Raw genomic sequence first — 22,081 nt, 5'->3', positions numbered from 1 at the left:
TAAACCGTTGTTCGTCGTGAGTTAACTTTGAAATTCGGACGCGCCCAACTCGTTCGCCAGTTGTGAACGAGTGTTATCTTATTTCGCATCATCACCTATTCGGGCGCGGCCGTTCTTGCCGGGCTCCCGCGCCGGATCGGCTGCGCCTTACGGTGAGCCGGACAGGCCCGCCATTTTCGTCTGGCCAAGTCGTCGCCGATCCTGGAAACTCGCGCGCTCGCCAACCGGACACGAGGCCACAGTCTTGCCAAGCTACAGCGCCACGCTCGGGCAGCAGCGCCACCGGTTCGCCGACCTCAAGCGCTTGCTCGCCGCCGCCAGCACGCGCCGGTCGGGCGACGAGCTTGCCGGAATTGCCGCCGCCAGCGCGGAGGAACGCGTCGCCGCGCGGATGATCCTGGCGGACCTGCCGCTCGCGACCTTCCTCGAGGACCCCGTGGTTCCCTACGAGGACGACGAGGTCACGCGCATGATCGTCGACGGGCATGACAAGACGCTTTTCGCGCCGCTCGCGGCGATGACCGTGGGCGAATTTCGCGAATGGCTGCTCGGCGAGGCGAACGACGGGGCCGAGATCGCGCGGGTCGGTCGGGGGATCACGCCCGAAATGGCCGCCGCCGTCTCCAAGCTCATGCGCAATCAGGACCTCGTCATCGCCGCGCGCAAGATCAGGGTGGTCAGCGCCTTTCGCGACACGCTCGGCCTGCCCGGACGCTTCTCGACGCGGCTGCAACCCAATCACCCGCGCGACGATCCGGGCGGGATCGCCGCCTCGATCGTCGATGGCCTGCTGATGGCCTCGGGCGACGCGGTGATCGGCATCAATCCGGCGGGTGACGACCTTGCCGCGACCGGCGAGCTCTTGCGCTTGCTCGACGCGCTGCGCGAAAGCCTGGCCATTCCCACGCAGACTTGCGTGCTGACCCATGTCACCAGCACGTTAGAGCTGATCGGGCAGGGCGTGCCGGTCGACTTGTGCTTCCAGTCGATCGCCGGGACGCAGGCCGCGAACCGGGGCTTCGGCATCGATCTCGCGCTGCTCGCCGAGGCCCGCGAGGCGACCGCGTCGCTGGGGCGGGGCACGGCGGGAACGAATTGCATGTATTTCGAGACGGGGCAGGGCTCTTGCCTTTCCGCCGACGCGCATCACGGGGTCGATCAGCAGACGCTCGAAGCCCGGGCCCATGGCGTCGCGCGCGCGTTCGATCCGCTGCTGGTCAACTCTGTGGTCGGCTTCATCGGCCCCGAGTACCTCTACGACGGCAAGCAGATCATGCGCGCCGCGCTGGAGGACCACTTCTGCGGCAAACTGCTCGGCCTGCCGATGGGGCTGGACATCTGCTACACCAACCACGCCGAGGCGGATGCCGACGACATGGACGCGATCCTGACGATGAGCGCGGCCGCCGGCGTCAATTTCATCATGGGCGTGCCGGGGGCGGACGACGTCATGCTCGGCTATCAGTCGACCTCGTTTCACGACGCACTTTATGTTCGCGAGGCGTTCGGGCTCGCGCCCGCGCCCGAGTTCGAGGCGTGGCTCGAGGCCAACGGCCTGTGGTGCGATGGCAGGCTCACCGATCCGGGCACGAGCGAACTGCCCGGCCGAATCCTGCAACTGGCGACGCATCATGACTGACCAGCCTCTCGTCGAGCGGCTTCGCGCGCTCAGCCACGCGCGGCTGCGACTCGGACGGGCCGGCTCTTCGCTGCCGACGCGCGCGCAACTGGCGTTCGAACTCGACCATGCCCGCGCGCGCGACGCGGTGGTAAGCCCGTTCGAGCCCGTCGGCCTCGCCGACGCGCTCGGACGCGAGGTGATCGAAATCGCCAGTCGCGCCGCCGACCGGACCGAGTACCTTCGGCGTCCCGATCTCGGGCGCCGTCTCGATGACGCGAGCGCGGCGCGGCTGACGCGCGGCGACTACGACCTCGCGATCGTCATCGCCGACGGCCTCTCGCCCGCGGCGGTCCACGCGCATGCCGCGTCCGTCGCGCTGGCGCTGTTCGAGCGGCTGGCGGACTGGGCGATCGCGCCGGTCACGGTCGCTCGGCTCGGTCGCGTCGCGCTGGGGGATGAAGTCGGCGAGGCGCTGGGCGCGAAATTGGTTTGCGTCCTTATCGGCGAACGGCCCGGCCTGACCGCCCCCGACAGTCTCGGCGCCTATCTCACCTGGAACCCGGCGCCGGGACGCCAGGACAGCGAACGCAACTGCATCTCGAACATCCGTCCGCCACGGGGCCTGTCCTACGACAAGGCCGCCGACACGATCGCGCGCCTGCTGACGGCGGCCCGCCGGAGCGGCGCGACCGGGATCGGCCTCAAGGATGGTCCCGCCGCCTTGCCGCGGGCCGAGGGCTAGCTATGAGCCCTCCGCCGCACGGTCGACGAGGCCTCCGCCTGCCTCAGAAGTCGAACTCGAGTCCAAGCCGCAAAGAGCGCGGCTTGAGCGGAGTGATCTGGTTGCGGTCGCGGACCTGGAACGGCGATCCCAGCGCGAAGCGGTTGCCGGTCGAATCGAGCAGGTTCGAGAGCGCCAGGCTAAAGCGCAGCGGGCCCGAGCGCAGGCTCGCTTCGAGACCGGTATCGAGATAGTCGCCCTGCGGCTGGCCGAGGATCGGGCCGATGCCGAGGATCGACTTGCCGACATAGCGCGCGAAGCCGGTCAGCTCGAGGTCGTGGTCGTCGTCGAGCAGCGTCGACCAGGTGAACCCGACGCGCGCGGTCTTGTCGGCGATGTTGGGCAGCCGGTTGAAGCTCTCGCTTTCGACCTTCTGCTGGAGCTGGACCAGAATCTGGTCGCGACTGGTGACCTTCGATTCGTTGAAGAAGATCGCGCCGTCGAGTTCGAGGCCGGGGAGGGGCCGCCACCGGCCCGAGAAGCCCGCCGAGAACACGTTGCCGTCGCCCACGTTGCTGGTGGTGGGAAAGCCGAAGCCGTCGATCAGGTCCGCCTGGATGTTGCTCCAGTCCGTCCACGAGGCGCTCGTTTCTAGCTCGAGGCCCCCCGTGCGGTAGCGCAGGCCGGCCTCGACCGTCCGGACGCGGTCGCCCTCGTAGCGCTGCACGTATTCGCGGCGCACGGCGATGCCGCCCGGCCTGAAGCCTTCCTGATAGCGCGCGAACAGCGTCAGGTCCCGGTTCGCCTGGTAGGCGATCGCCAGCGAGGGCAGCAGGCGGGTTTCGTTGCGGCTCGCTTTCGCGCCGGGATCGAGATTGTAGGCGATCAGCGGAACGACCGCGTCCTGCGCGGCGCCGGACAGGCGCGAGGTCGCCGCCCGCGCGCCCACGGTCACGTTCAACCGCTCCGCCGGCGAAACCGTGGCCTCGCCGTAGACCGTGACTTCATTGACATTGTTCTGCACGCCGGTCAGCGGACTGATGAAAGGGGGCGTCTCGGTCTGGCGGCTCACCTTCGCCTCGTTGCGCAGGAAGCTCGTCGCCAGCAGCCAGCCGGTCCCGTCGGGCAGGCTTTTCGACAAGCGGACCTCGGCGGTGAACATGTTGATCACGTTCTTCTGGCTGAAGCGCGCGGCCTGCGCCGTCTCGGCCGGCGCCAGCAGAGAGTCGCTGACGCTGGTCAGCGCCGAGCCCTCGAAGACCTCGGATACGTTCTGGTAGGCGTATCCCAGCGATGTGGTGAGATCGATGTCGCCCCAGGACTTGCGCACGACCACGTCGGCCAGCAGGAAATCGTTGCTGTAGGGCTGCTGGATCGCGCTCGATCGCGTGAGCCCGCCGAGGTCGCGCTGGGCGTACTGGCTGTCGCTGCCCTTGATCCGCTGGCCGACGAGGCTGGTATCGATGAGGAGATCGTCGCCGTTGTCGAAGCGCAGCGAGGCACGGCCTCCCAGCGAGTCGACGTCGTTGACGTCGCTCAGGCCGCGCCCGGCATCGTCGATGTAGCCGTTTTCCACCGACCCGAAGGCAAGCACGCGCAAGCCGAGGCGGTCTTCCACGAGCGGCACGTTGAGCACGGCGCCGCCGTCATACCCCGGCTGGCCGTGCGAGACGGCCTCGACTCCCGCCCAGACCGAGCCGCCGGCGGTATCGAGCTGCGGCGCGCGTGGGACGACGCGAACGATCCCGCCCAGCGATCCGGCGCCGTAGAGCGTGCCCTGCGGGCCTTCGAGTACCTCGATCCGGCGCACGTCGAACAGCTTCAGGCTGGGATCGGGCGCGCTGTAGGTGATGCGGCTGTTGCCCCAGTACTGGCCGACGGTGGACTGGGTCGGGCCGACGAAGCTCGAATCGGCGATGCCGCGCACGAACAGCTTGTTCCGCCCCGGGCCGAGGTGGGTGGAGACCACGCTCGGCGTCGTCGCCGCGATCGCGTCGCTGCCCAGCCGGCCGGTGCTGGCGTTGAGCTGGTCGCCGTCGATGATGTGCACCATCCCGGGATAGGCCTCGATCGGGATGTCGCGCTTGGTGCCGGTCACGACGATCTCGACCGGCGGAATGTCCGGGATCGGCCTGTACGGATCGCGCGCTCGGGACGGGGCCGGGGGCGGCGATTCGCGCGCTTTGCCGAAATCGGGGTCGGCCTCGACGAGAAACGTGTCCTGCGCCACGCGTCGTGCGCGTGCGCCGGTCTCGTGGAGCATCAGGTAGATCGCCTCGCCCGCGGTGTAGCGCCCGCGCACCGCGTTGACGCGGACCCGCGCGACGCCGATGTCGCGAAAGCCGATACTGGCGCCGCTCTGCCGTCCGAGGGCGCGCACCGCCTGGTCGAGCCGCGAGGCAGGCACGTCAATAGGCAAGCGCTCCTCGCGCGCGAGCGCGGGAGACGCAAGGGTGACAGCGGCAAGGCCTATCAGACTAGCGGATCGCACCATCTCTAGGCGTCATCTCCCAGCCTTTGCCGTTCTTGCGGAATGTCACGCCCAGCAAGGGCCCGATCCTTGCGAAGACGTCCGATGCCGGTCCCTCCACGGCGAGCGTCCCGCTGTAATGCATGTCCCGCGCCACGGGCGAAACCGCGATCGGCGTGCCGGTCGTGCGCGACAGGTCCCTGGCGACGATCGTCAGCGTCGCGTCATCGTACTGGAGCAGCCCGTCGCGCCAGGCCCCGACGTTCGCCGGATCGGCCTTGCGCAATTCGATGGCTCCGTCCCGCCCCATCCGTACGAGGGCGTCGCCCGGTTCGAGCCTGACCGGCTGGCGCCCCGCGTCGTAGATGACCGCGCCCTCGGCGACCGCGACTTCGAAACGGCCATCGTCGTTGACGACGTTGAAGACGGTCCCCGCATCGATGAGTCGCGCCTTGCCCGCCTGGACGACGAAGGGGTTTGCTTCGTCGTGCCGGATTTCGAACACCGCCTCGCCGCGGTCAAGAGTGACCATGCGCGGCGTGTCGGGGTCGTAGGTCACCTGGCTGTCGCCATTGATCTCCATGCGCGAGCCGTCGGACAGCGCGATCGAGCGATGTTCGCCCAGCGCGGTGACATAGACGTTCGACGCGGGCGCGTCGGGCGCCATCGTCCACACCGTCACGCCCACGACCGCCGCCGCGACCGCGCCGCCGAGCGCGACCCATGGCCGCCTTCTCGCGGCGCGCCGCGGGAGAGCGGATTCGCTCGGCGCATGGACCGCGTCCCGGTTGGCGGCGTCGGCCAGTTCGCCCGCCCAGGCATCTTCCTCCAGCGCGCGTTCATAGGCGGGCAGGTGGCGCGGATCGGCCTCCAGCCACCGGGTGAGACCGTCCCAGTCGGTGAAGGCTGGGTCGTTCGCCCGCAGCATCCAGGCGCGCGCCGCGTCCATGAGGTCCGAAGAAGCCCCGGTCATGGCATGACCGCCTGTTGCATGATCGCGTCACTCTGCATCGAAACGCGCCTTGATCTCGGCCATGCGGCGATAGGCTTTCTGCAGATCCTTCTCGACCGAACTCAGGCTGATGCCGAGCTGGCTGGCGATCCTGGCCTGGCTGATGCCCTCGATGCGATAGGCCCGAAACACGCGCGCCACGCGTGGGCCGAGCTCGTCGAGCGCCTGCTCGACGATCCGCAGACGTTCGCGGGCGATCAGCACGCGCTCGCCGCCGGGCTGTTCCTCGTCGGTGCTCGCGGCCTCGTGCCAGTCGAACTGGCGGCGTTCGCGGCTGACCATCGAGCGTCGCTGGTCGCGAATGAGATTCTCGGCGGCGCGGAAAAGATAGGAAACCGGGTCCGCGATCGGCTGCGCATGCGTGGCCGAGACGCGCTGCCAAAGTTCGTGCAGCAGATCCTCGGCATCCTCCCCGGCGCCGCGCGCCGCCAGGAAGCGGAGCAGCCGCGCGCGCTCGTTGAGCAGGACGCTCTGCAAGCCGCTGGTCTGAACTTCGCTTCCCATTGTCGGCAGAGGCTTCGCTTCCCGGCGTTTCGATTCACTAACGATGCCCCCGTCGATCGCGCGTAAACGGCGCGACGCGGGATTCGTCAAGAAGTCATTGCGCTCCGGCGTCAAAACCCGGCTCCGCGATGGGGCCGCGCCGCCGCCGGAGCAAGCCTCGCGTGCCGCGTCCACGCGCCGCCCGCCGCTTGCCGCGGGCCAGGCGAAAGGCGGTTCGGTTCGAGCGAAATCGGCAATGTCTGGCCCTGTTCCATTGCAGACAAGACGAAGCCGGGCGCACCGAACCGCAAATCAAATATTCGGTTGCCCGGCGTGACACGTCTTGCGGGTTTGAAGCCGCCGCGACGTCCTTCCCATGTCAGCACCAAGCGGCGGCCATGCGATTGAAGAGCGATGCATCTTGAAGACAAAGCGAGGGCGGCCCTTTCGTCGCGAGGCCCGAAGTCGTCTCGAACGGCCCGGAAAGAGCGTCTCGATCCGTCCGCCACTGCGGCGGTGGGGGACCTGGCGCCCATGCCGCGCCGAGCCCGTCGGCGTGGCCGCCGGACGACCTCGTGGGCGCGCGGGGTCCCGGCCTGCGCAACCCGGCCGCACGCTTGCCTGACATGGATTTCGGCAAAGCCGGGCGCGGGGTTCGCAATGGCCCCGCGTCACCCGAAACCGGCCGGGGCTGCGGATCCAGAACCCCCTACTTCCTGCCCGATCCGCAGCCTCGGCCGGAATGGCCCATGCCGAGGAGACGAAGCTTGCCGGGTCTGACGCCCCGAGTTGGCTCGCAAGCTTCGTCTCCGACTTTTCCGAACCTACTAGAGACTCTTCGGGCGACGCGGGTGGCGTAGCCAGGCATCGAAACGCGAATACGGGCCGCGGCCTGCGCCGCGCTTGAGCCGGCCTGGACGCGGGCCGCTCAGGCGATCCGAACGTTCCTCGCCTGACCGGCGGTCCGTTCAGGTTTCGAGCGGCGCCGTCGCGATGCCGAGTTGCGGGATCGTGATCGACCGCCGCCCGCCGAAATCGGTGCGCACGACGATGAAGCCGCCTTTCTCGAGGTATTCGAGCAGGCGCCGGATACGGCCCGGCGAACTCGTGCCGTAGACGCGGCCGAGTTCCTCGTCCTCAGGGCAGGGCGCGTTGCGCTGGGCGGCGCGCGCCATGAGCAGATAGGGAGCAAGCAGGTCTTCGGGAACTTCGCTTCCGGCCTCGAGGATCTCGCCCCAGCCGGCGTCGTCGCTGGTCACTCCGGCCAGCGCCAGCGCGAAGCGCCGCCGGAACTGCGCGATATCGAGCGCCGGAGTGCGGATGCGGCGTTGGCGGCAGCGCATCGCGAAGTCCTGATAGAGGACGGCCGCCGAGCGGAAGGCGCAGTCGGGCTCGGCGGCCATCTCGGCGAGCACGTCGGCGATTTCCGTTTCCGCGTCCCGTCCGGGCTGGGCCTCGGCCTCTGCCGGGACGGCGGCTCTCGCGGCGATCCGGTCGATCAGGACGTCCGCCGTCGCGATGCCGTCGGAAAGCGGCATCGCCGGAAACGGCGGGGTCGGGCTCGGACCCGGAGGAAGCGGCGCGGCTTGTTCCGAGACTCGCGCTGGCGGGCCAGGCTTGGCCGGAGCAGCTTCGTCGGCGCTGTGGCCGCCCTCGCCGTGGAGCAGCGCGTGCAACTCGTCGCCGGTTATGCTCGGCGGCGGTTCCATTGCGTGCGAGACGGCTTTCGATCCCGTGCGGACCGGGCCGATGCGGACCGGGATCGGCCGCCGGCTGATCGCGGGGCCGAGGCCGAGAAAGTGGCCGCGGTCGAGGTCGCGGATCTCCTCGGCGTTGCGCCGCTCCATGCCGAGCAGGTCGGCCGCGCGCGCCATGTCGATGTCGAGAAAGGTACGCCCCATGAGGAAATTCGAGGCTTCGGCGGCGACGTTCTTGGCCAGCTTGGCCAGCCGCTGCGTCGCGACGATCCCGGCGAGCCCGCGCTTGCGCCCCCGGCACATGAGGTTGGTCATCGCGCCGAGCGAGAGGCGGCGGACTTCGTCGCTGACGTCGCCTGCAACGGCGGGCGCGAACATCTGCGCCTCGTCGACAATGACGAGGGCAGGATACCACTCTTCGCGCGGGGCGTCGAACAGGGCCGAAAGGAACAGCGCGGCGCAACGCATCTGCGCCTCGATCTCAAGGTTGTCGAGCGCGAGCACCACCGAGGCGCGGTGCTTGCGGATACGCCCCGCGAGGCGGGCGATCTCGCCGCCCGAATAGGCGGCCCCATCGACGACGACATGATCGAAAGCGTCGGCAAGCGTGACGAAATCGCCTTCGGGGTCGATGACGATCTGCTGCACCATCCCCGCGCTTTCCTCGAGCAGGCGGCGCAGCAGATGCGACTTGCCCGAGCCGCTGTTGCCCTGGACGAGCAGGCGGGTCGCGAGGAGTTCCTCGATATCGATCGCAACGGAGCCTCCGCCCGGACCCTGGCCTATCTCGATCTGCGCGCTCACGCGGTCTCGAATACGCGCTGGGCCTCTCGGGGCAAGGGCGGGCGGCCGTTTTTCCAGAGTCCTTCGCCATCCGGCGGTGCGGGGCCGGGGTCGGGGGTGAGAACGGATGCTCCCCGGGCCCTGGCCGAACGCCCGTCCGGCGGTCCCGGGGAGCGGGGATTCGCTTGGTTAAGCGAAGGGTGCCACTTCCAGCGGGACGATGCCGAGAGTTTGGTCGCCGAAGTGGATCGTGCCGTCGACGATCTGGAGTTCGCGCAGATCGGCCCCTTCATCGAAACCGATGGTCGTGGCGCCGAGACCGACGGGCACGACGAACGCCAGATTGATCGAAGAGATGATCACGTTCGATCCGTCCTGCACCGCGCTGAAGTCCCCGGCCGAGCCGTCGACCAGGATCGTGTCGCCGCCCCTGTTGAAGGAGGGGTCGAAGACGATCTCGCCGGACGTGATCGTGATCGTCTCGGAACCATCGGCGGTGCCGAAGACCGAGACGTGGCCGCCCACGCTGGCCGCCCCGCCTTCGTTCATCACCAATTGCGCCGAACTATCGGCGCCGATCCCGTCGACCGGAACCGGCACGTCCTGGGCTTCCGCGGTCAGTATCGTGAGCGTCTGGTCGATCACCTGATCGCCGATCACCACGACGTTGTCACTCTCTTCGATCTCGAGGATGCGCGGACCGTCGGCGAAGACCAGCGTGAGGCCGGTCGGGACCGCGGGAATGATCACTTCGGTGTCGCCGTCGAACAGGCTGACGCTCGATCCCGAGATGCTCGCGCTCCACTCGGAGGCATCGCCCGGGAGGCGCACCACGTCGCCGCCCCGGTTGAACGAGGGATCGAAGGAGATCCGGCCCGCGAGGTCGAGAACGGTGACGTCCTCGAAACCGGTGGTGCCGAAGACGTCGCCGCTCCCGCCGATTTCACCGATCCAACCGCTGTGGGTGATGAGCCGCCACTCGCCGCCCGAAGGATCGCTGGCGACGACGTCGAAGATCGCGGCGAAAGTGTCGCTCCCGCCGTTTCCGTCGCTGACGGTGACGTGGAAGCTGTCGGTGCCGACGAAGCCGTTTTCGGGCGTGTAGACGAACCTGCCGTTGCCGGTGTCGGTCAGCGTGCCGTGCACCGCCTCGCCGGCCGAATAGGACAACGCGTCACCGTCCGCATCGGTGGCGGCGACGGTGAACGCCGCGCCCGTGCCGGCGAGCGTCGCGAAGCTGCCGCTGTCGGGGCTGAACACCGGTGCCGCATTGCCGCCATCGGGATCGAGGACATTGACCGTGACGGTCGCCTTGTCGAAGCTGAATTCGTCGCCGACGTTGTGGGTGAAGCTCGCCATGCCGATAAATCCTTCTTCGGGAACGAAGGTCACCGTGCCGTTCTGCAGCGAAACGCTGCCCTGGGCAGCATTGCCGACCGCGATGATCTGGAGCGGCGAACCCTCGATATCGAGGCCGTTGGCTAGCAGGTTGGCGACCGGAATGTCGAGCGTCATGCCTGCCAGAGTCTCGACCGAGTCGTCCTGGCCCCGCGGCGAATCGTTCACCTCGCCCACTTCGAACTCGAAAATGTCGGAGGTGCTGTATCCACCGTCGCTCGCCGTGACCTTGATCAGCATCGATCCGGAGCAACCTTGGGTCTAGGTATAAACTCTTGTCAGATCTAACCGGACGATATCTATACAGATCTGTGGAAAGGCGCGGAAAAACGAAGCGTTGCATACCCGTAGCTTCCGGTCGAAGGTCCATTCAGAAGAACGACGGCTAAGCCGGACGCTCGAACGGCATTGTCGCCGTTATATATCGTTAGATAGTCCGCCGGCGTCGCGAATGGCGGGCCACTCCGCATCGGGTGAGCGCCCGATGGGCGACATCGCTCGTGTGCGCATCGTCTCAACGCCGCTTTCAAATTGGTGTCATCCAACCTCCGCGCAATTGTCACGGATCGGTCCTCAACCTGTCACCGCCGCGGCCTAGGTGCCCCTGCGAATTCAGGATCAGGGGGTCGACTGTGACATTCAGGATTGAACAAGCGGCCGCGTTAACGGGAATAATCGCGGTTGCCGGATGGAGCGGCGCGGCCTGCGCCGCCGAGGGCGCGGACGAGATGGACGCCAATGCCGAGGCCATCGTCGTCACCGGCTCGATCCTCGAATCCCAGCAGGCCTCGGTCGAGGCCAAGCGCCGGGCGGACAACGTCGCGGATATCGCAGCCGCCGACGCGGTCGGCCGCTTCCCCGACCAGAACAGCGCCGCCGCGCTCGCGCGCCTGCCGGCCGTCGCCGTCCAGCGCGACCAGGGGCAGGAGCGCTACATCCAGGTGCGCGGCGCGCCGAACCGCTGGACCTCGGTGAACATCGACGGCATCCCGGTGGTCGGTGTCGACGAGGGCGGCGATACCCGCGCGTTCCGCTTCGACGCGATCCCGGCGGTGCTGCTCTCGCAGATCGTCGTCAACAAGTCGCTGACCTCGAGCCTGCAGGCCGACGCGATCGTCGCGACCATCGACCTGCAGACCTATTCGCCGATGGAGCGCGAAGGACTGCACGTCACCGGCGATGCCGGCTACGGGTTCATGGACCAGGGCGGCGGCGAACAGCGGCAGGCTTCGCTGCGCCTGTCGTGGTCCAACGATCGGTTCGGCTTCGTCGTCGGCGGATCGCACTACCGCCGCAAGCAGTTGACAGACAACCGCGAGGTCGGCCTCTATGACGAGCCGTCCGACGCCTCCGACCAGACCTTCGGGCCGACCGAGTTCGACGTCCGCCAGTACAAGCTCGAGCGCTGGAACAACGGCCTGTTCGGCGGGATCGAGTTCAGCCCGGCCGACGGCCAGCGCCTCTACGCCAAAGGCATCTTTACCGAGTTCAACGACGACGAGCAGCGCAACCAGTACGAATTGCGGCTCGATCAGGCGGCGGGGGGAACACGTAATCTGGACGAGGGCACGCTCGTCCAGGTTCCGCTGCGCGGCAGCTTCAACTATGGCGAATACCGCAACCGCAACTACATCGGCACGATCGGCGGCGATTATGAGGGCGATGACGGCTTCGCCGTCCACGTCAAGGCGAACTACACGCGCACCGAGAACACGACCTATCTGCCGCTGACCCAGGCGAGCACGAGTGGCCTTGCGTCGCCCTCGCTCACCTACGACCGCAGCAATCCGAACTTTCCGGTCGTAACGCTCTACCAGACAGTCGCGGGCCCCGACGGCAACCCGACGGTCGGTCCGCAAATCACCGATTTCGACCAGGGCATCCTGAGCGTTGGCGGCACCTACATGATCGCCGCGCGTCAGAAGACGATCTCCGACAGCTACACGCTCAAGCTAGACATGACCAAGGAGTTCGAGGGTCTGACGCTCGGCTTCGGAGGGCTCTACGCCGATCGTGACATCGCGGGGAACAACTTCTCGTTCTCCAACATCGTCTATCTCGGCGCATACGGCGCCGCCGTCGGCCAGCCGTTCGACATCAACAGCTATGTTACCGGCAAGCCGTGGGACACCCAGTTCCCGCTCGGCTTCACGCTGAACTACGTCGACAACGTCGCGATGCGCAAGGACATAGACGCGCTGCTCGAAACGCTCCAGGCGGCCGGGTTGTACGATACCGCCAACGACATTCCCGCGACCGACAAATACTTCCAGAAGGAAAAGACGCTGGCCGCCTATGCCATGGCCAAGGCCGAGTTCGGCGCGGCGACGGTGATCGGCGGCGTGCGGTTCGAACGCTATATCCTCGACAACGCGGGCACCGTGCTGGCCGGCGGGGTCTATGCCCCGCTCGCCCTGCGCCGGACCTACAATGACTTCTTCCCAAGCCTGAACATCAAGTACCAGGCCACCGACAATCTCGTGCTGCGCCTTGCCGGGCAGCGCGGCGTGTCGCGTCCCGCCTACGGCGCGCTGCGCGTGGGTGCCTCGATCAACGACACGGCCTCGCCGGGCGAGATCGGCGGCGGCAATCCCGCGCTCGAGCCCGAATACACGTGGGGCGCCGATGCCAGCGTCGAGTACTATCTGCCTGGCAACGGCCTCGTCTCGGTCGCCGGCTTCTATCGCTGGGTGGACGACGTGCTCTACCAGAGTCAGCGCCCGGTGGGGTCCGACTTCTATGATTTCGGCGGCGTGGATCGCTCCGGCTATCTGCTGGGGGCCACGTTCAACGGCGACAAGGGCAAGCTCTACGGGCTCGAGTTCAACGTGCTCAAGCAGTTCGATTTCCTGCCCGAGCCGTTCGACGGGCTCGGCTTCCAGGGCAACCTCACGCTGCTCGACGGCAGCTTCGATACGCCGACCGAAAAGGACATCGTGTTCCAGGGCCTGTCGGACAAGATCGCCAATGCCTCGGTCTTTTACGAGAAGTTCGGCATCTCGGCGCGGGTGAGCTACCAGTGGCGCTCCGACTGGCTCGACACGCTGGGCGGTCTCGGCAGCGGCGAATATCGCAAGGGCTACGAGAACCTCGATGTTTCGCTGCGCTACGCGATCAACGAGAACTTCACGCTCTTCGCCGATCTCGCCAACCTGACCGACGAAACCTACATCGCCTACGAGGGCACCACCGACAAGCCGACCGAGGTCGAGCAGATCGGCGCGCGCTATCTGTTCGGCGGCCGATTCTCCTTCTGATGCGGAGCGATATGACCATGCGAAGCAAGCTTGTAACCCTCGCCGTGCTGCTCGTCACCGCGACGAGCGCGCAGGCGCGCGAACTGGCGACCGTGACCCGGATCGATGCCGATACCGTCGAGCTGACGCGTGAAGATACGAAGCCGGTGGCGGTGTGGCTAAGCGATGACACCGTCGCCGATGACGCCGATACGCTGGTGGCGCGCGACTGGACGGAGAGGTCCGTCCAACTGGACATGCCCGCCGATCGGCGCGGCTATGTGCTGCTGGAAGCGGATGGCGGCGAGCCGGTCGTGGCCGCCGAGCGGTCGCTGCCGCTCGCGCAAGCCAGCAACTTTCGCGACATCGGCGGCTACGTCACCAAGGATGGCCGTACGGTGAAGTGGGGCAGGGGCTTCCGTTCGGGCGCGATGCCGATGCTAACCGAGGCGGACTATGCACTCATCGGCCAGCTCGGCATCGACAGTGTCGTCGATTTCCGCTCGCTCGAAGAGCGCGAGGTCGTTCCCGATCGGATCGACGACAAGACCGGCGCACTGTTCGTATCGAACGATTATTCGCTCAAGCCGCTGTTCGCGCGCTTCGGCAAGGGCGATGGCGAGAACACTTATGCGGGGATGGAGAAGCTGCTGGCGCCGCAATACCGCAGCTTCTTCAAGCGCCTGATCGCGGACGAGGGTGCGGTTCTCTATCACTGCTCGGCGGGGCAGGACCGCACCGGCATCGCGACGGCCATTCTCTACGACGTGCTCGGCGTCGATCGCGAGACGATCCTGAAGGACTATCATCTCTCGACCGCGCTGCGCCGCCCGCAATGGGAGATGCCGAAGCTCGATCCCGAGGATTATCCCGACAACCCGATCGTGCAGTACTACTTCTCGCTCGGCGAGAACGCGCGCAAGACCGCAGAGCCGCTCTATACGCCGAGCGGGGCTTCGCATCTGGCGCAGTTCTTTGCCCATATCGACAAGACCTACGGCGGTTCGGAAGGCTATCTGAAACAGGGACTGGGCTTCACCGGTGCGGACCTGGCGCGGCTGCGCGAGGTCATGCTCGACTGAAGTCGCGCCGCGTCCGGACTGCGGGTGCGCCATGTCACTGGTCGAGGCGCAAGTCCTTGCGGTCGGCTGCAACTTGTGAATGCCGGGCCCGCGCCCTAGATTTCGATTGCTCCCAATCGCGAAGGCAGTCGAGACGAAAACTATGGAAACCCGCACCAGCGAAAAGACGCAGGCAGACGAGGGTCTTACGCTTACTCCGCCCGATCCGGTTCTGCCGGTTCAGGCGGAAAAGGCCGCCGGACTTGTTCCGGTGAACGAGGAAACCAAGACCAAGCTGCAGGGGCGGGTCGACGAATTCATCGAGGATCTCGTCGCGCAGGATGCCAATTCGCCCGAATTCGGCCGGCGTGTCGACCAGATCGCCGGGATGGGTCAGCGCGAGATCGCTCAGGCCTCGGGGCAGTCCAACCGCTTTCTCGACCGCCCCGTGCGCGCGATGGACGCCGATGCCGGCGTCGGCGCCGATCTCGCCGAACTGCGGCGCACGGTCGAGGACCTCGATCCCTCGCGCAAGGGCAACCTGCTCGCGCCGCGCAAGCTGTTCGGCGTGATCCCCTTCGGCAGCAAGCTGCGCAACTACTTCGACAGCTATACCAGCGCGCAGGGACACATCGGCGCGATCCTCGCCCGCCTGCAGGGCGGCAAGGACGAACTGTTGATGGACAATGCCGCGATCGACGTCGAGCGGCAGAGCCTGTGGGCCGCGCTCGGCAAGCTCGAGCAGATGATCCACATGTCGAAGGCGCTCGACGCCGGGCTCGAGGAACGCGCGGCGCAGCTCGACCACACCGATCCCGCCAAGGCCAAGGCGATCCGCGAGACCGCGCTGTTCTACGTGCGTCAGCGCACGCAGGACCTGCTCACGCAGATGGCGGTGAGCGTGCAGGGGTATCTGGCGCTCGATCTGGTCAAGAAGAACAATGTCGAGCTTATCAAGGGCGTCGATCGCGCCTCGACCACGACAGTGAGCGCGCTGCGCACCGCAGTCACCGTGGCGCAGGCGATGGCGAACCAGAAGCTGGTGCTCGACCAGATCACCGCGCTCAACACCACCACCGCCAGCATCATCGACGGGACCGGCCAGATGCTCAAGGACAACACCGCGCGCATCCACGAGCAGGCGGCGGGTTCGACGATCCCGCTCGAAACGCTGAGCCGCGCGTTCCAGAACATCTACGACACGATGGATTCGATCGACACCTTCAAGCTCAAGGCACTCGATTCGATGAAGCAGACCGTGACCGCGCTCGAAGGCGAGATCGGCAAGTCTAAGGCCTATATCGCGCGGGCGCAGGGCCAGGCCGAAGGCGGGGCCGACGCCGGCGGCAAGGACCTGCTGGAAGCGGTCGACTAGGCCGAGATGACCGGGACCCGCAGCCCTGCCCAGATGCTGATCCTGCGCGATGCGCGGCGCCAGCGCGCCCTGCGCCTCTACCGCGCCAAGAAGGAGCGCTGGCGGTTCCGCATGCGGCGGCTGCGGCGCGCGTTCCTGAGCGTGGCGCTGTTTGTTCTCGGCACGATCGCGGCGAGCATCGGGCTGGGCGGGCTGACCGACGGCACGCTGGTGATGCTGTTCCTGGCTTCGATCGTCACCTTCTTCGTGCTCGCGGTCTATCCCTCGACGCCGCGCCCGCGGGCGGAGAACCTCCACGAGGCCGACCTTCCCGAACTGGCCGGATCGACCGAGCTTTGGCTGGAGACGCGCCGCCGGTCGCTACCGCCGCCCGCGCTCGATCTCGTCGATCTGATCGGCGCGCGGCTGGAGCAGTTGTCGCCCCAGCTCGAGACGCTTCCCGAAACCGAGCCCGCCGCGCGCGAAGTGCGCAAGCTGCTCACCGAGCATTTGCCCGGCCTCGTCGACAGCTACACGCGCATTCCCCGCTCGTTGCATGGCAAGCCGGGCGCGAGCGGCGTCACGCCCGAGGCGCAGCTCGAAAACGGGCTGAAGGTCATCGCCGACGAGATCGGCACGATGTCCGAACAGCTCGCCCGCAACGAGCTGACCGCGCTCGCGGTGCGCGAACGCTTCCTCGAGACGAAGTACGTGACCGCCGACAAGGCGTGAGCCTTACCGAGGGCGCGCGAGGCGTCAGAACAGCTTTCGCGTCTCGACCCGCAATCGCGTGAGACGGCTCGATCGGATGCGCCAGCCGCTTTCGAGCCGGACATAGGTCTCGTGGTAGTGGCCGAACCCGTGGAGGTAGTTCGATCCGTCCTCGAGCGGGTGTTCCCTGGTGCGGTAGAGCCGGTCTTCCATCGCCCAGATCACTTTCGCTTCGTCATCGCCCAGGAAATCGATGATCGGCATGTGCCCGTGATGCACCGAAACCTGATCGCCCGTGCTGGCCGCGACCCACTCGATGATCTTGTCGAGCGGTTCGACGACCATGTCCGCCTCGGGAACTTCGAGCCGGCCGTCGGGCGCCCAGACCTTTGCGCGCCACAAGTCCCAGTCGCGATGATCGAGCCCATAGAAATAGTTCGCCTTGCAGGCCTTGATCGCGTCGATCGCGAGCAGGCGGTCCAGTTCGGTCATGGTATCCTCTCACGAGACGGCAATGTCGGTCCGGCGGCCTGTTTAGCCGCCGATATTTTCAACGATCGCTTAAATCTTGACGGCATTGATGATGTCCAGAGGCGCGCGCGTCAAGCCGTCTTGCCCAAGCTCGGGCCATCGTCATCCCTGTCTTGCGGCGGCGGTGCCTCTAGCCGGATCGAGTTGATCGAGCAGGCGTTCCACACAGGCTTCGACCTTGTCATGCGCCGCGTCGATGCCGAGCGCGCGCTCGGTGAGCAGCGTGCGACAAGTGGCGGCCAGCACGAAGGCGAGGACGTCCGGCTCGAGCTTGCCGGGTTCGAGATCGCCGTTCCTGAGTGCGGCGGCGATGATCGCGGTCTCGATGGCGCGGACCCGCTCGCCAGAGCGCGCCACTTCGTCGCGGATCGCCGGGCGATGGTTGGCAAGCGCCAGAAACTCGCCGATAAGGCCGGTATCGCGAGGATCGCGGTTCAGCGCCCACAGGCCCCGAAGCGGCGAATCCGAACCCATCGCCTTGACCAGCCGGTCGAAATAGATTTTCTCGAAGCGCCGGTAGAGCGCCAGAAACAGCTCGTCCATCGAGCCGAAATGGTAATGGATCGGCATCGACTTCATGCCCGCCCGCTCGGCAATGCGCCGCGAGCTGACGGCCGCGTAGCCTTCCTCCTCCATGATCAGCGCGGCGGCATCGAGTATCTCGGTCTTGGTATCCGAAGTCGCCTGCTTGCGTCGCCCGCTCATCCTTGCCCCGTTTCCTCCGGCAGATTGCAGCCGAGCCGACGCACCATCATGCGGGTCGCCGGACGGCACGCGTGGACTTATGCTTGAATATTTTAAGCGAATGCTGAAAAAGGGCAAGATGGACGCTCGCGCCGACGAGCGAGGATGCGAGGAGCCTCATGACCGAAAGCCGCTTCGAGAGCCTGTTCACGCCGTTCCGGCTCGGCCGCTTCACTCTGCCGAACCGCTTCGTGTTTCCGCCGATGGGGCTGCAGGTCTGCGAGGGCGGGGTGCCGGGAGAGGAAGCCGCCGAATACTACGCCCGCCGCGCCGAGGGCGGGGCGAGCCTGGTGATGACCGAGGGTGTCTATATCGACCATCCCTCGTCCGGCGACAATCCGCTGCTCGGCCGGTTTCACGGCGAGGACGCCTTCGCCGGCTGGAGGCGCGTCGCAGAGCGGGTCCATGCCAGCGGCGGCATCTGCGTTCCCGAACTGTGGCACGTCGGACTGATCTATTGCGGTCCGGACGTTCTGACCGGCGGACCGCTCGCCTATCGCCCCGAACTCGGGCAGGTCAGCCCGTCGGGCTACATCGATCCGGCGAACAAGGTCTGCGAGGGCATGACCCAGGCCGAGATCGACCAGGTGATCGAAGCCTATGCCCGCGGCACCGCGAAGGCGGTCGAACTCGGCTTCGACGGGATCGAACTGCACGGCGCGCACGGCTACATCATCGACCAGTTCTTGTGGAAGGCGCTCAATCACCGCACCGACAAGTATGGCGGCAGCCCGCGCGCGCGCGGACGCTTCGCCGCCGAAGTGGTCGCCGCATGCCGTGAGCAGCTCGAGCCGGGAATGCCGATCATCCTGCGCATCTCGCAGTGGAAGATGGTCGACTATGCCGCGCGGCTGGCCGATACGCCGCAGGAGCTCGAAGAACTGCTCGCACCGGTCGTCGAAGCTGGCATCGACCTGATCGACTGTTCGCAACGGCGCTTCTGGGAACCGGCCTTCGATGACGGCAGCGACCTCAATCTGGCAGGCTGGGTCAAGAAAGTCACCGGCGTGCCGACCTGCACGATCGGTTCGATCGGCCTCGACACCGACTTCTTCACCAACCTGGGCGAGGGCAAGACGTCCGAGCTCGACCTGAGCCGCCTCGACGACCTCATGCGCCGCTTCGATCGCGGCGATTTCGATCTCGTCGCGGTGGGGCGCGCGATGATCGCCGAGCCCGACTGGCCCAAGCTGGTGCGCGCCGGAGCGTTCGACCAGCTCAAGCCCTTCAATCCGCAGGCGCTCGACCAGGCGCTGATCGCGCACGTAGACCGCTAGGCTGCCGTGCGGGGCGTCGCCGCTCAGGGTTTCAGGCCGTAGCGCGCGTATTCGTCGGCCAGGCCGGGCAGGTGGCGCGACAGGTAGCGCAGTTCTTCCGTGCCCTTGGGATCGGCGAGAGCGCGCAGGGCGAAGGCCCGCACGAAGCGCGTCTGGTATTGCAGCGGATAGATGAGCAATGCGGCGTTCGCATCGTCGCGAGCCCGCGCGAAGTCGCCGCTTTGCAGGAAGGCGAGCGCGCGGCTGTCGAGCACCTGGCCGGGGTTGCGGGCCTTCTCGACAGCCTCGTTGCAGATGCGCATCATATCGTCGCCGCCGACGCCGAAGCGCGCGCGATACCAGCATGAACCGTTGAGCCGGTGCGCCTGGTCGGGCCGCTCGCTGACGAGCGCGTCGACCAGAGCGAGCCCCTCGATCCCCTTGCCGTTGAACGCGAGCACCTCGGCGCGGGCCATCTCGAAGTACTCATGGTTCGTGCCATAATCGTCATATTCGTCGATCAGCGCCATCGCCTCGTCGGGCTTTCCGGCCATTCCCAGCGCCGTCGCGAGCGAAATCGCGTGATTTGCGGAGGGCGCGAGTTCGAAGGCCTTGCGATGGTCCGCGAGCGCCGCCTCGTGGTTGCCGAGCAGTTTTTGCACATTGCTGCGCGATCCGTAGTTTTCGGCGCTCGGATCGCGCTTGATCGCCTCGTTCATATCCGCGAGCGCGCCTTCGAGATCGAGAATGCCTTTGCGGAAGCTGGCGCGATTGATCCAGTTGCGCGCGGGCTCGGGATCGCGCGCGATCGCGGCGGCATAGGCCTTTTCGTAAGGCGCGACGCGCCTGCGCAGCGCCGGCCGCGCATATTCCCAGCGCCGGGCAGCGTTTTGGGGCGCGAGCAGCGATGGAGCCGAGGCCGAGATCTTCGCCGCGGCAGCCTTGCCGGCGGGAATGTCGGCGGGCGCAATCTCGCCCCCCAGGACTTCGACACGCTCCTCGGCCCCGAGCCGGCCGTCAGCGAGCGTCACCTTGCGCGCGATCCGCATACCTGGGAAGCTCTCGTCGATCTCGGTGCGGCCACGCAAGACATAGCCGTCCTCGCCTTCGGGCAGGATCACGTCGAAACGGACGACCTGGAGTTCGGGGGCGCCCAGATCGACCGGAATCTCGCGCCACGCCGGTCGGGCCCGATCGTGATCGAAATCGAGATGCGTGCTGGGCAGCACATCGAGCTTCTGGACCCGGCGGCCGTCCTCGGTGCTCCACGGCGGGGAGATCAGCCCCTTGCCCTCGATGGTTACCGTCTGAGCGTCCTCATCGCGGATGATGGCCGTCTCGAACAAGGCGACATTGCGGTAGATCTGGCCGATCGCGCTCTCGACCAGCGACTTCCTCTGCTCGTCGCTCGCGCCCTTGTCGAGCGCGGTGAGCATGCTGGCGAGCGCGCCGCGATGGCGCAGGCGGAACGTCGCGATCGCGGGCAGATCGACGCCTCCCGATTCGTCGAAAACGATCTCGATCTCCTGCGCCGGTTCGGTCGGCAGGCGCGGCTCGATCGCCAGCAGGCCGGCGCCTTCCGGCCGCAGCGGCAGGCCGTAATGGAATGCGGGCGTGTCGGCGATATTGCCGGGCGTGACACCGGTTGAGGTGCCGTCGAGCCAGTAGGATCTGCCCGCGATCGTCGCGTGAACGATCACGTGGTCGAACACCCCGGCCATCGGCAGCATATCGGGAATACCGTCGCCGAAGCGTGTGTTCACCAGCAGCGGCTCGGATTCGATGCCCAGCGCATCGAGCAGCATCAGCAGGAGCACGGTCTTCGCCTTGCAGTCGCCGTAGCGCATCTCCCAGGTCCGGGTCGGTGCCTGCGGGACGTAGTTGCCCCCGTTCATGCCCACCGCGAGGTAGCTCACCTGGTCCTGCACCAGCTTCGTCGCCAATGTCGCGCGGGCCAGCGGATCGGCGCTGGCGGCCTCGATCTTGCGGATCTCGGCCGCGAGCAGCGCCTTGCCTTCCGCGAACATCGCCTCGTCGCGATAGAGCGGCGCGAAAATGCGCGAGACCTGCGGCCAGTCCTCGAAGGTGCCCAGTTGCAGGATCGGCGGCCGGGTATAGCGCGAGGGCGCGTCGCCCGGCATGTCTTCGCGTTTGGCGAGCGGCAGCGCGAGCGCGATCGTGTGCATTCCCCTGGCGGTCGTCTCGACGACGCCGTCGACCGCGGGGCCGGCGCGCCACGCCACCTTCTCGTCGACCGGCCAGGATGCGCGGACACGGCCGAACTCCGCCTCGATCGGCGCGGCGAGCAGCAGCGAGGCATTCTCGACCTGCCCTTGCAGGGCGGCGTCGCGGCTCGTTTGCGAATAGCTGATCCGGATGATGTCGCCCACCCGCAGGCCGGGAATGGCGAGCGTGGCGGTGAGCGAGCCGTCGAGCATGCGCTGTTCGAGCCCCAGTTCACGGCGCAGGACGCTGTAGCGATTGCCGCCGGCGAGCACGTCGATCGTTTCATCGCCTCTCAGAATCTCGACGCGGTGCACCGTGAGGTCGCCCTTGTCTGGAAACCAAATGGCCGCGCTGGTGCCCGCCATCGTGAGCGCTTCCGGGCTCGAGAGCCGCACCGCGTTGTCGAGATAGACCGTAAGCAGTCCGTCTTCGATCCGCTGCTGCATGTCGAGCAGTGCGATGGAACTGGTCTTGTCCTTGCCGATATCGGCGGCGTCGTAGACTTCGACCCACTCGGGTGGTGGTCCGTAGTGCACCATCTCGTCGGCGAGCGCCGGAGCAATTGCGGCTGTCGCGCAAAGCACGAGCAGAAATCCACGCACGAGGCGAAAGCCCGGCGTGATGGCTATCCCTTCGGCTAATCGTCCCGCGCGAGATCGAAAGCGGTTCCGCGCCGGCCCATGCCGAGTTTCGACCAGCGTCAAGCGAGGATCTTCTTGTGCGGCCGAAACCGGTGGAACCCAATTGCTTCTGACATGGAGGAGGCCCTGATCTATC

Annotated in this window: 15 protein-coding genes; 7 read left to right on the top strand and 8 right to left on the bottom strand. The window is 66.9% G+C overall.

All coding sequences use genetic code 11. From position 1 onward, the window contains the following. The first annotated feature begins 244 nt into the window (after positions 1–244). Both B2G71_RS05080 and eutC read left to right on the top strand, forming a co-directional pair. Positions 245–1,639 (top strand): ethanolamine ammonia-lyase subunit EutB, encoded by a 1,395-nt coding sequence (locus B2G71_RS05080; RefSeq protein WP_098104642.1) that lies wholly within the window; start codon positions 245–247, stop codon positions 1,637–1,639. Further along, positions 1,632–2,363: an ethanolamine ammonia-lyase subunit EutC gene (gene eutC, locus B2G71_RS05075; RefSeq protein ID WP_098104641.1), complete on the top strand. Its 732-nt coding sequence runs from the start codon at positions 1,632–1,634 to the stop codon at positions 2,361–2,363. The genes B2G71_RS05080 and eutC overlap by 8 nt, the downstream gene beginning before the upstream one ends. A gap of 43 nt (positions 2,364–2,406) precedes the next feature. Here eutC and B2G71_RS05070 read toward each other — a convergent pair whose 3' ends face one another. The 5 genes from B2G71_RS05070 to B2G71_RS05050 form a co-directional block, all read right to left on the bottom strand. Then, positions 2,407–4,836, bottom strand: a complete 2,430-nt coding sequence (locus tag B2G71_RS05070) for a TonB-dependent receptor (RefSeq protein WP_098104640.1) — start codon at positions 4,834–4,836, stop codon at positions 2,407–2,409. Beyond that, positions 4,820–5,785: a FecR domain-containing protein gene (locus B2G71_RS05065; protein ID WP_098104639.1), complete on the bottom strand. Its 966-nt coding sequence runs from the start codon at positions 5,783–5,785 to the stop codon at positions 4,820–4,822. Before B2G71_RS05065 ends, B2G71_RS05070 begins: the two co-directional genes overlap by 17 nt. Before the next feature lie 27 nt (positions 5,786–5,812). Next, positions 5,813–6,328, bottom strand: a complete 516-nt coding sequence (locus tag B2G71_RS05060) for a sigma-70 family RNA polymerase sigma factor (RefSeq protein WP_098104638.1) — start codon at positions 6,326–6,328, stop codon at positions 5,813–5,815. A gap of 947 nt (positions 6,329–7,275) precedes the next feature. Further along, complete coding sequence (locus B2G71_RS05055; RefSeq protein WP_098104637.1) at positions 7,276–8,808, bottom strand: ATP-binding protein; 1,533 nt, start codon at positions 8,806–8,808, stop codon at positions 7,276–7,278. Between the two features lie 168 nt (positions 8,809–8,976). Further along, positions 8,977–10,425 (bottom strand): Ig-like domain-containing protein, encoded by a 1,449-nt coding sequence (locus B2G71_RS05050; RefSeq protein WP_098104636.1) that lies wholly within the window; start codon positions 10,423–10,425, stop codon positions 8,977–8,979. A 392-nt stretch (positions 10,426–10,817) separates the two neighbouring features. Here B2G71_RS05050 and B2G71_RS05045 point away from each other — a divergent pair, with 392 nt between their 5' ends. From B2G71_RS05045 to B2G71_RS05030, 4 genes are all read left to right on the top strand, one after another. Continuing rightward, positions 10,818–13,442 (top strand): TonB-dependent receptor, encoded by a 2,625-nt coding sequence (locus B2G71_RS05045; RefSeq protein WP_240530011.1) that lies wholly within the window; start codon positions 10,818–10,820, stop codon positions 13,440–13,442. 17 nt (positions 13,443–13,459) lie between these two features. Then, positions 13,460–14,503 carry a tyrosine-protein phosphatase gene (locus tag B2G71_RS05040; protein WP_098104946.1) on the top strand — a complete coding sequence of 348 codons (1,044 nt, stop codon included), beginning with the start codon at positions 13,460–13,462 and terminating at the stop codon, positions 14,501–14,503. A gap of 142 nt (positions 14,504–14,645) precedes the next feature. Further along, entirely contained in the window at positions 14,646–15,857 is a 1,212-nt protein-coding gene (locus B2G71_RS05035) for a toxic anion resistance protein (RefSeq protein WP_098104635.1), read from the top strand. Positions 15,858–15,863: 6 nt separating this feature from the next. After that, the gene (locus B2G71_RS05030) at positions 15,864–16,568 is read left to right on the top strand and encodes a hypothetical protein (protein WP_098104634.1); all 705 of its coding nucleotides are present in this window, start codon (positions 15,864–15,866) and stop codon (positions 16,566–16,568) included. 24 nt (positions 16,569–16,592) lie between these two features. Here the strand turns inward: B2G71_RS05030 and B2G71_RS05025 are convergent, their stop codons facing one another. Next, positions 16,593–17,039 (bottom strand): nuclear transport factor 2 family protein, encoded by a 447-nt coding sequence (locus tag B2G71_RS05025; RefSeq protein ID WP_098104633.1) that lies wholly within the window; start codon positions 17,037–17,039, stop codon positions 16,593–16,595. A gap of 141 nt (positions 17,040–17,180) precedes the next feature. After that, complete coding sequence (locus tag B2G71_RS05020) at positions 17,181–17,783, bottom strand: TetR/AcrR family transcriptional regulator (RefSeq protein ID WP_098104632.1); 603 nt, start codon at positions 17,781–17,783, stop codon at positions 17,181–17,183. Positions 17,784–17,941: 158 nt separating this feature from the next. On the opposite strand from B2G71_RS05020, the gene B2G71_RS05015 reads away from it, so the two are divergent. Then, positions 17,942–19,099: an NADH:flavin oxidoreductase gene (locus B2G71_RS05015; protein WP_098104631.1), complete on the top strand. Its 1,158-nt coding sequence runs from the start codon at positions 17,942–17,944 to the stop codon at positions 19,097–19,099. 23 nt (positions 19,100–19,122) lie between these two features. Here B2G71_RS05015 and B2G71_RS05010 read toward each other — a convergent pair whose 3' ends face one another. Then, positions 19,123–21,906, bottom strand: coding sequence for a DUF3857 domain-containing protein (locus B2G71_RS05010; RefSeq protein ID WP_141521496.1), 2,784 nt, complete (start codon positions 21,904–21,906; stop codon positions 19,123–19,125). Positions 21,907–22,081 lie beyond the last annotated feature (175 nt).

Origin of the sequence: Novosphingobium sp. PC22D (assembly GCF_002556635.1) — a bacterium.
In the GTDB taxonomy this organism is placed as follows: Bacteria; Pseudomonadota; Alphaproteobacteria; order Sphingomonadales; family Sphingomonadaceae; genus Novosphingobium.
The sequence above is the reverse complement of the archived record's forward strand: the minus strand, read 5'-3'. Positions and strand labels throughout refer to the sequence as shown.

Bases quoted from the DNA above. Each gene is read 5' to 3' on its own strand.
- B2G71_RS05060 (WP_098104638.1), bottom strand. From the start codon at position 6,328: ATGGGAAGCGAAGTTCAGACCAGCGGCTTGCAGAGCGTCCTGCTCAAC.
- eutC (WP_098104641.1), top strand. From the start codon at position 1,632: ATGACTGACCAGCCTCTCGTCGAGCGGCTTCGCGCGCTCAGCCACGCG.
- B2G71_RS05025 (WP_098104633.1), bottom strand. From the start codon at position 17,039: ATGACCGAACTGGACCGCCTGCTCGCGATCGACGCGATCAAGGCCTGC.
- B2G71_RS05065 (WP_098104639.1), bottom strand. From the start codon at position 5,785: ATGACCGGGGCTTCTTCGGACCTCATGGACGCGGCGCGCGCCTGGATG.
- B2G71_RS05030 (WP_098104634.1), top strand. From the start codon at position 15,864: ATGACCGGGACCCGCAGCCCTGCCCAGATGCTGATCCTGCGCGATGCG.
- B2G71_RS05040 (WP_098104946.1), top strand. From the start codon at position 13,460: ATGCGAAGCAAGCTTGTAACCCTCGCCGTGCTGCTCGTCACCGCGACG.
- B2G71_RS05050 (WP_098104636.1), bottom strand. From the start codon at position 10,425: ATGCTGATCAAGGTCACGGCGAGCGACGGTGGATACAGCACCTCCGAC.
- B2G71_RS05015 (WP_098104631.1), top strand. From the start codon at position 17,942: ATGACCGAAAGCCGCTTCGAGAGCCTGTTCACGCCGTTCCGGCTCGGC.
- B2G71_RS05020 (WP_098104632.1), bottom strand. From the start codon at position 17,783: ATGAGCGGGCGACGCAAGCAGGCGACTTCGGATACCAAGACCGAGATA.
- B2G71_RS05070 (WP_098104640.1), bottom strand. From the start codon at position 4,836: ATGGTGCGATCCGCTAGTCTGATAGGCCTTGCCGCTGTCACCCTTGCG.
- B2G71_RS05035 (WP_098104635.1), top strand. From the start codon at position 14,646: ATGGAAACCCGCACCAGCGAAAAGACGCAGGCAGACGAGGGTCTTACG.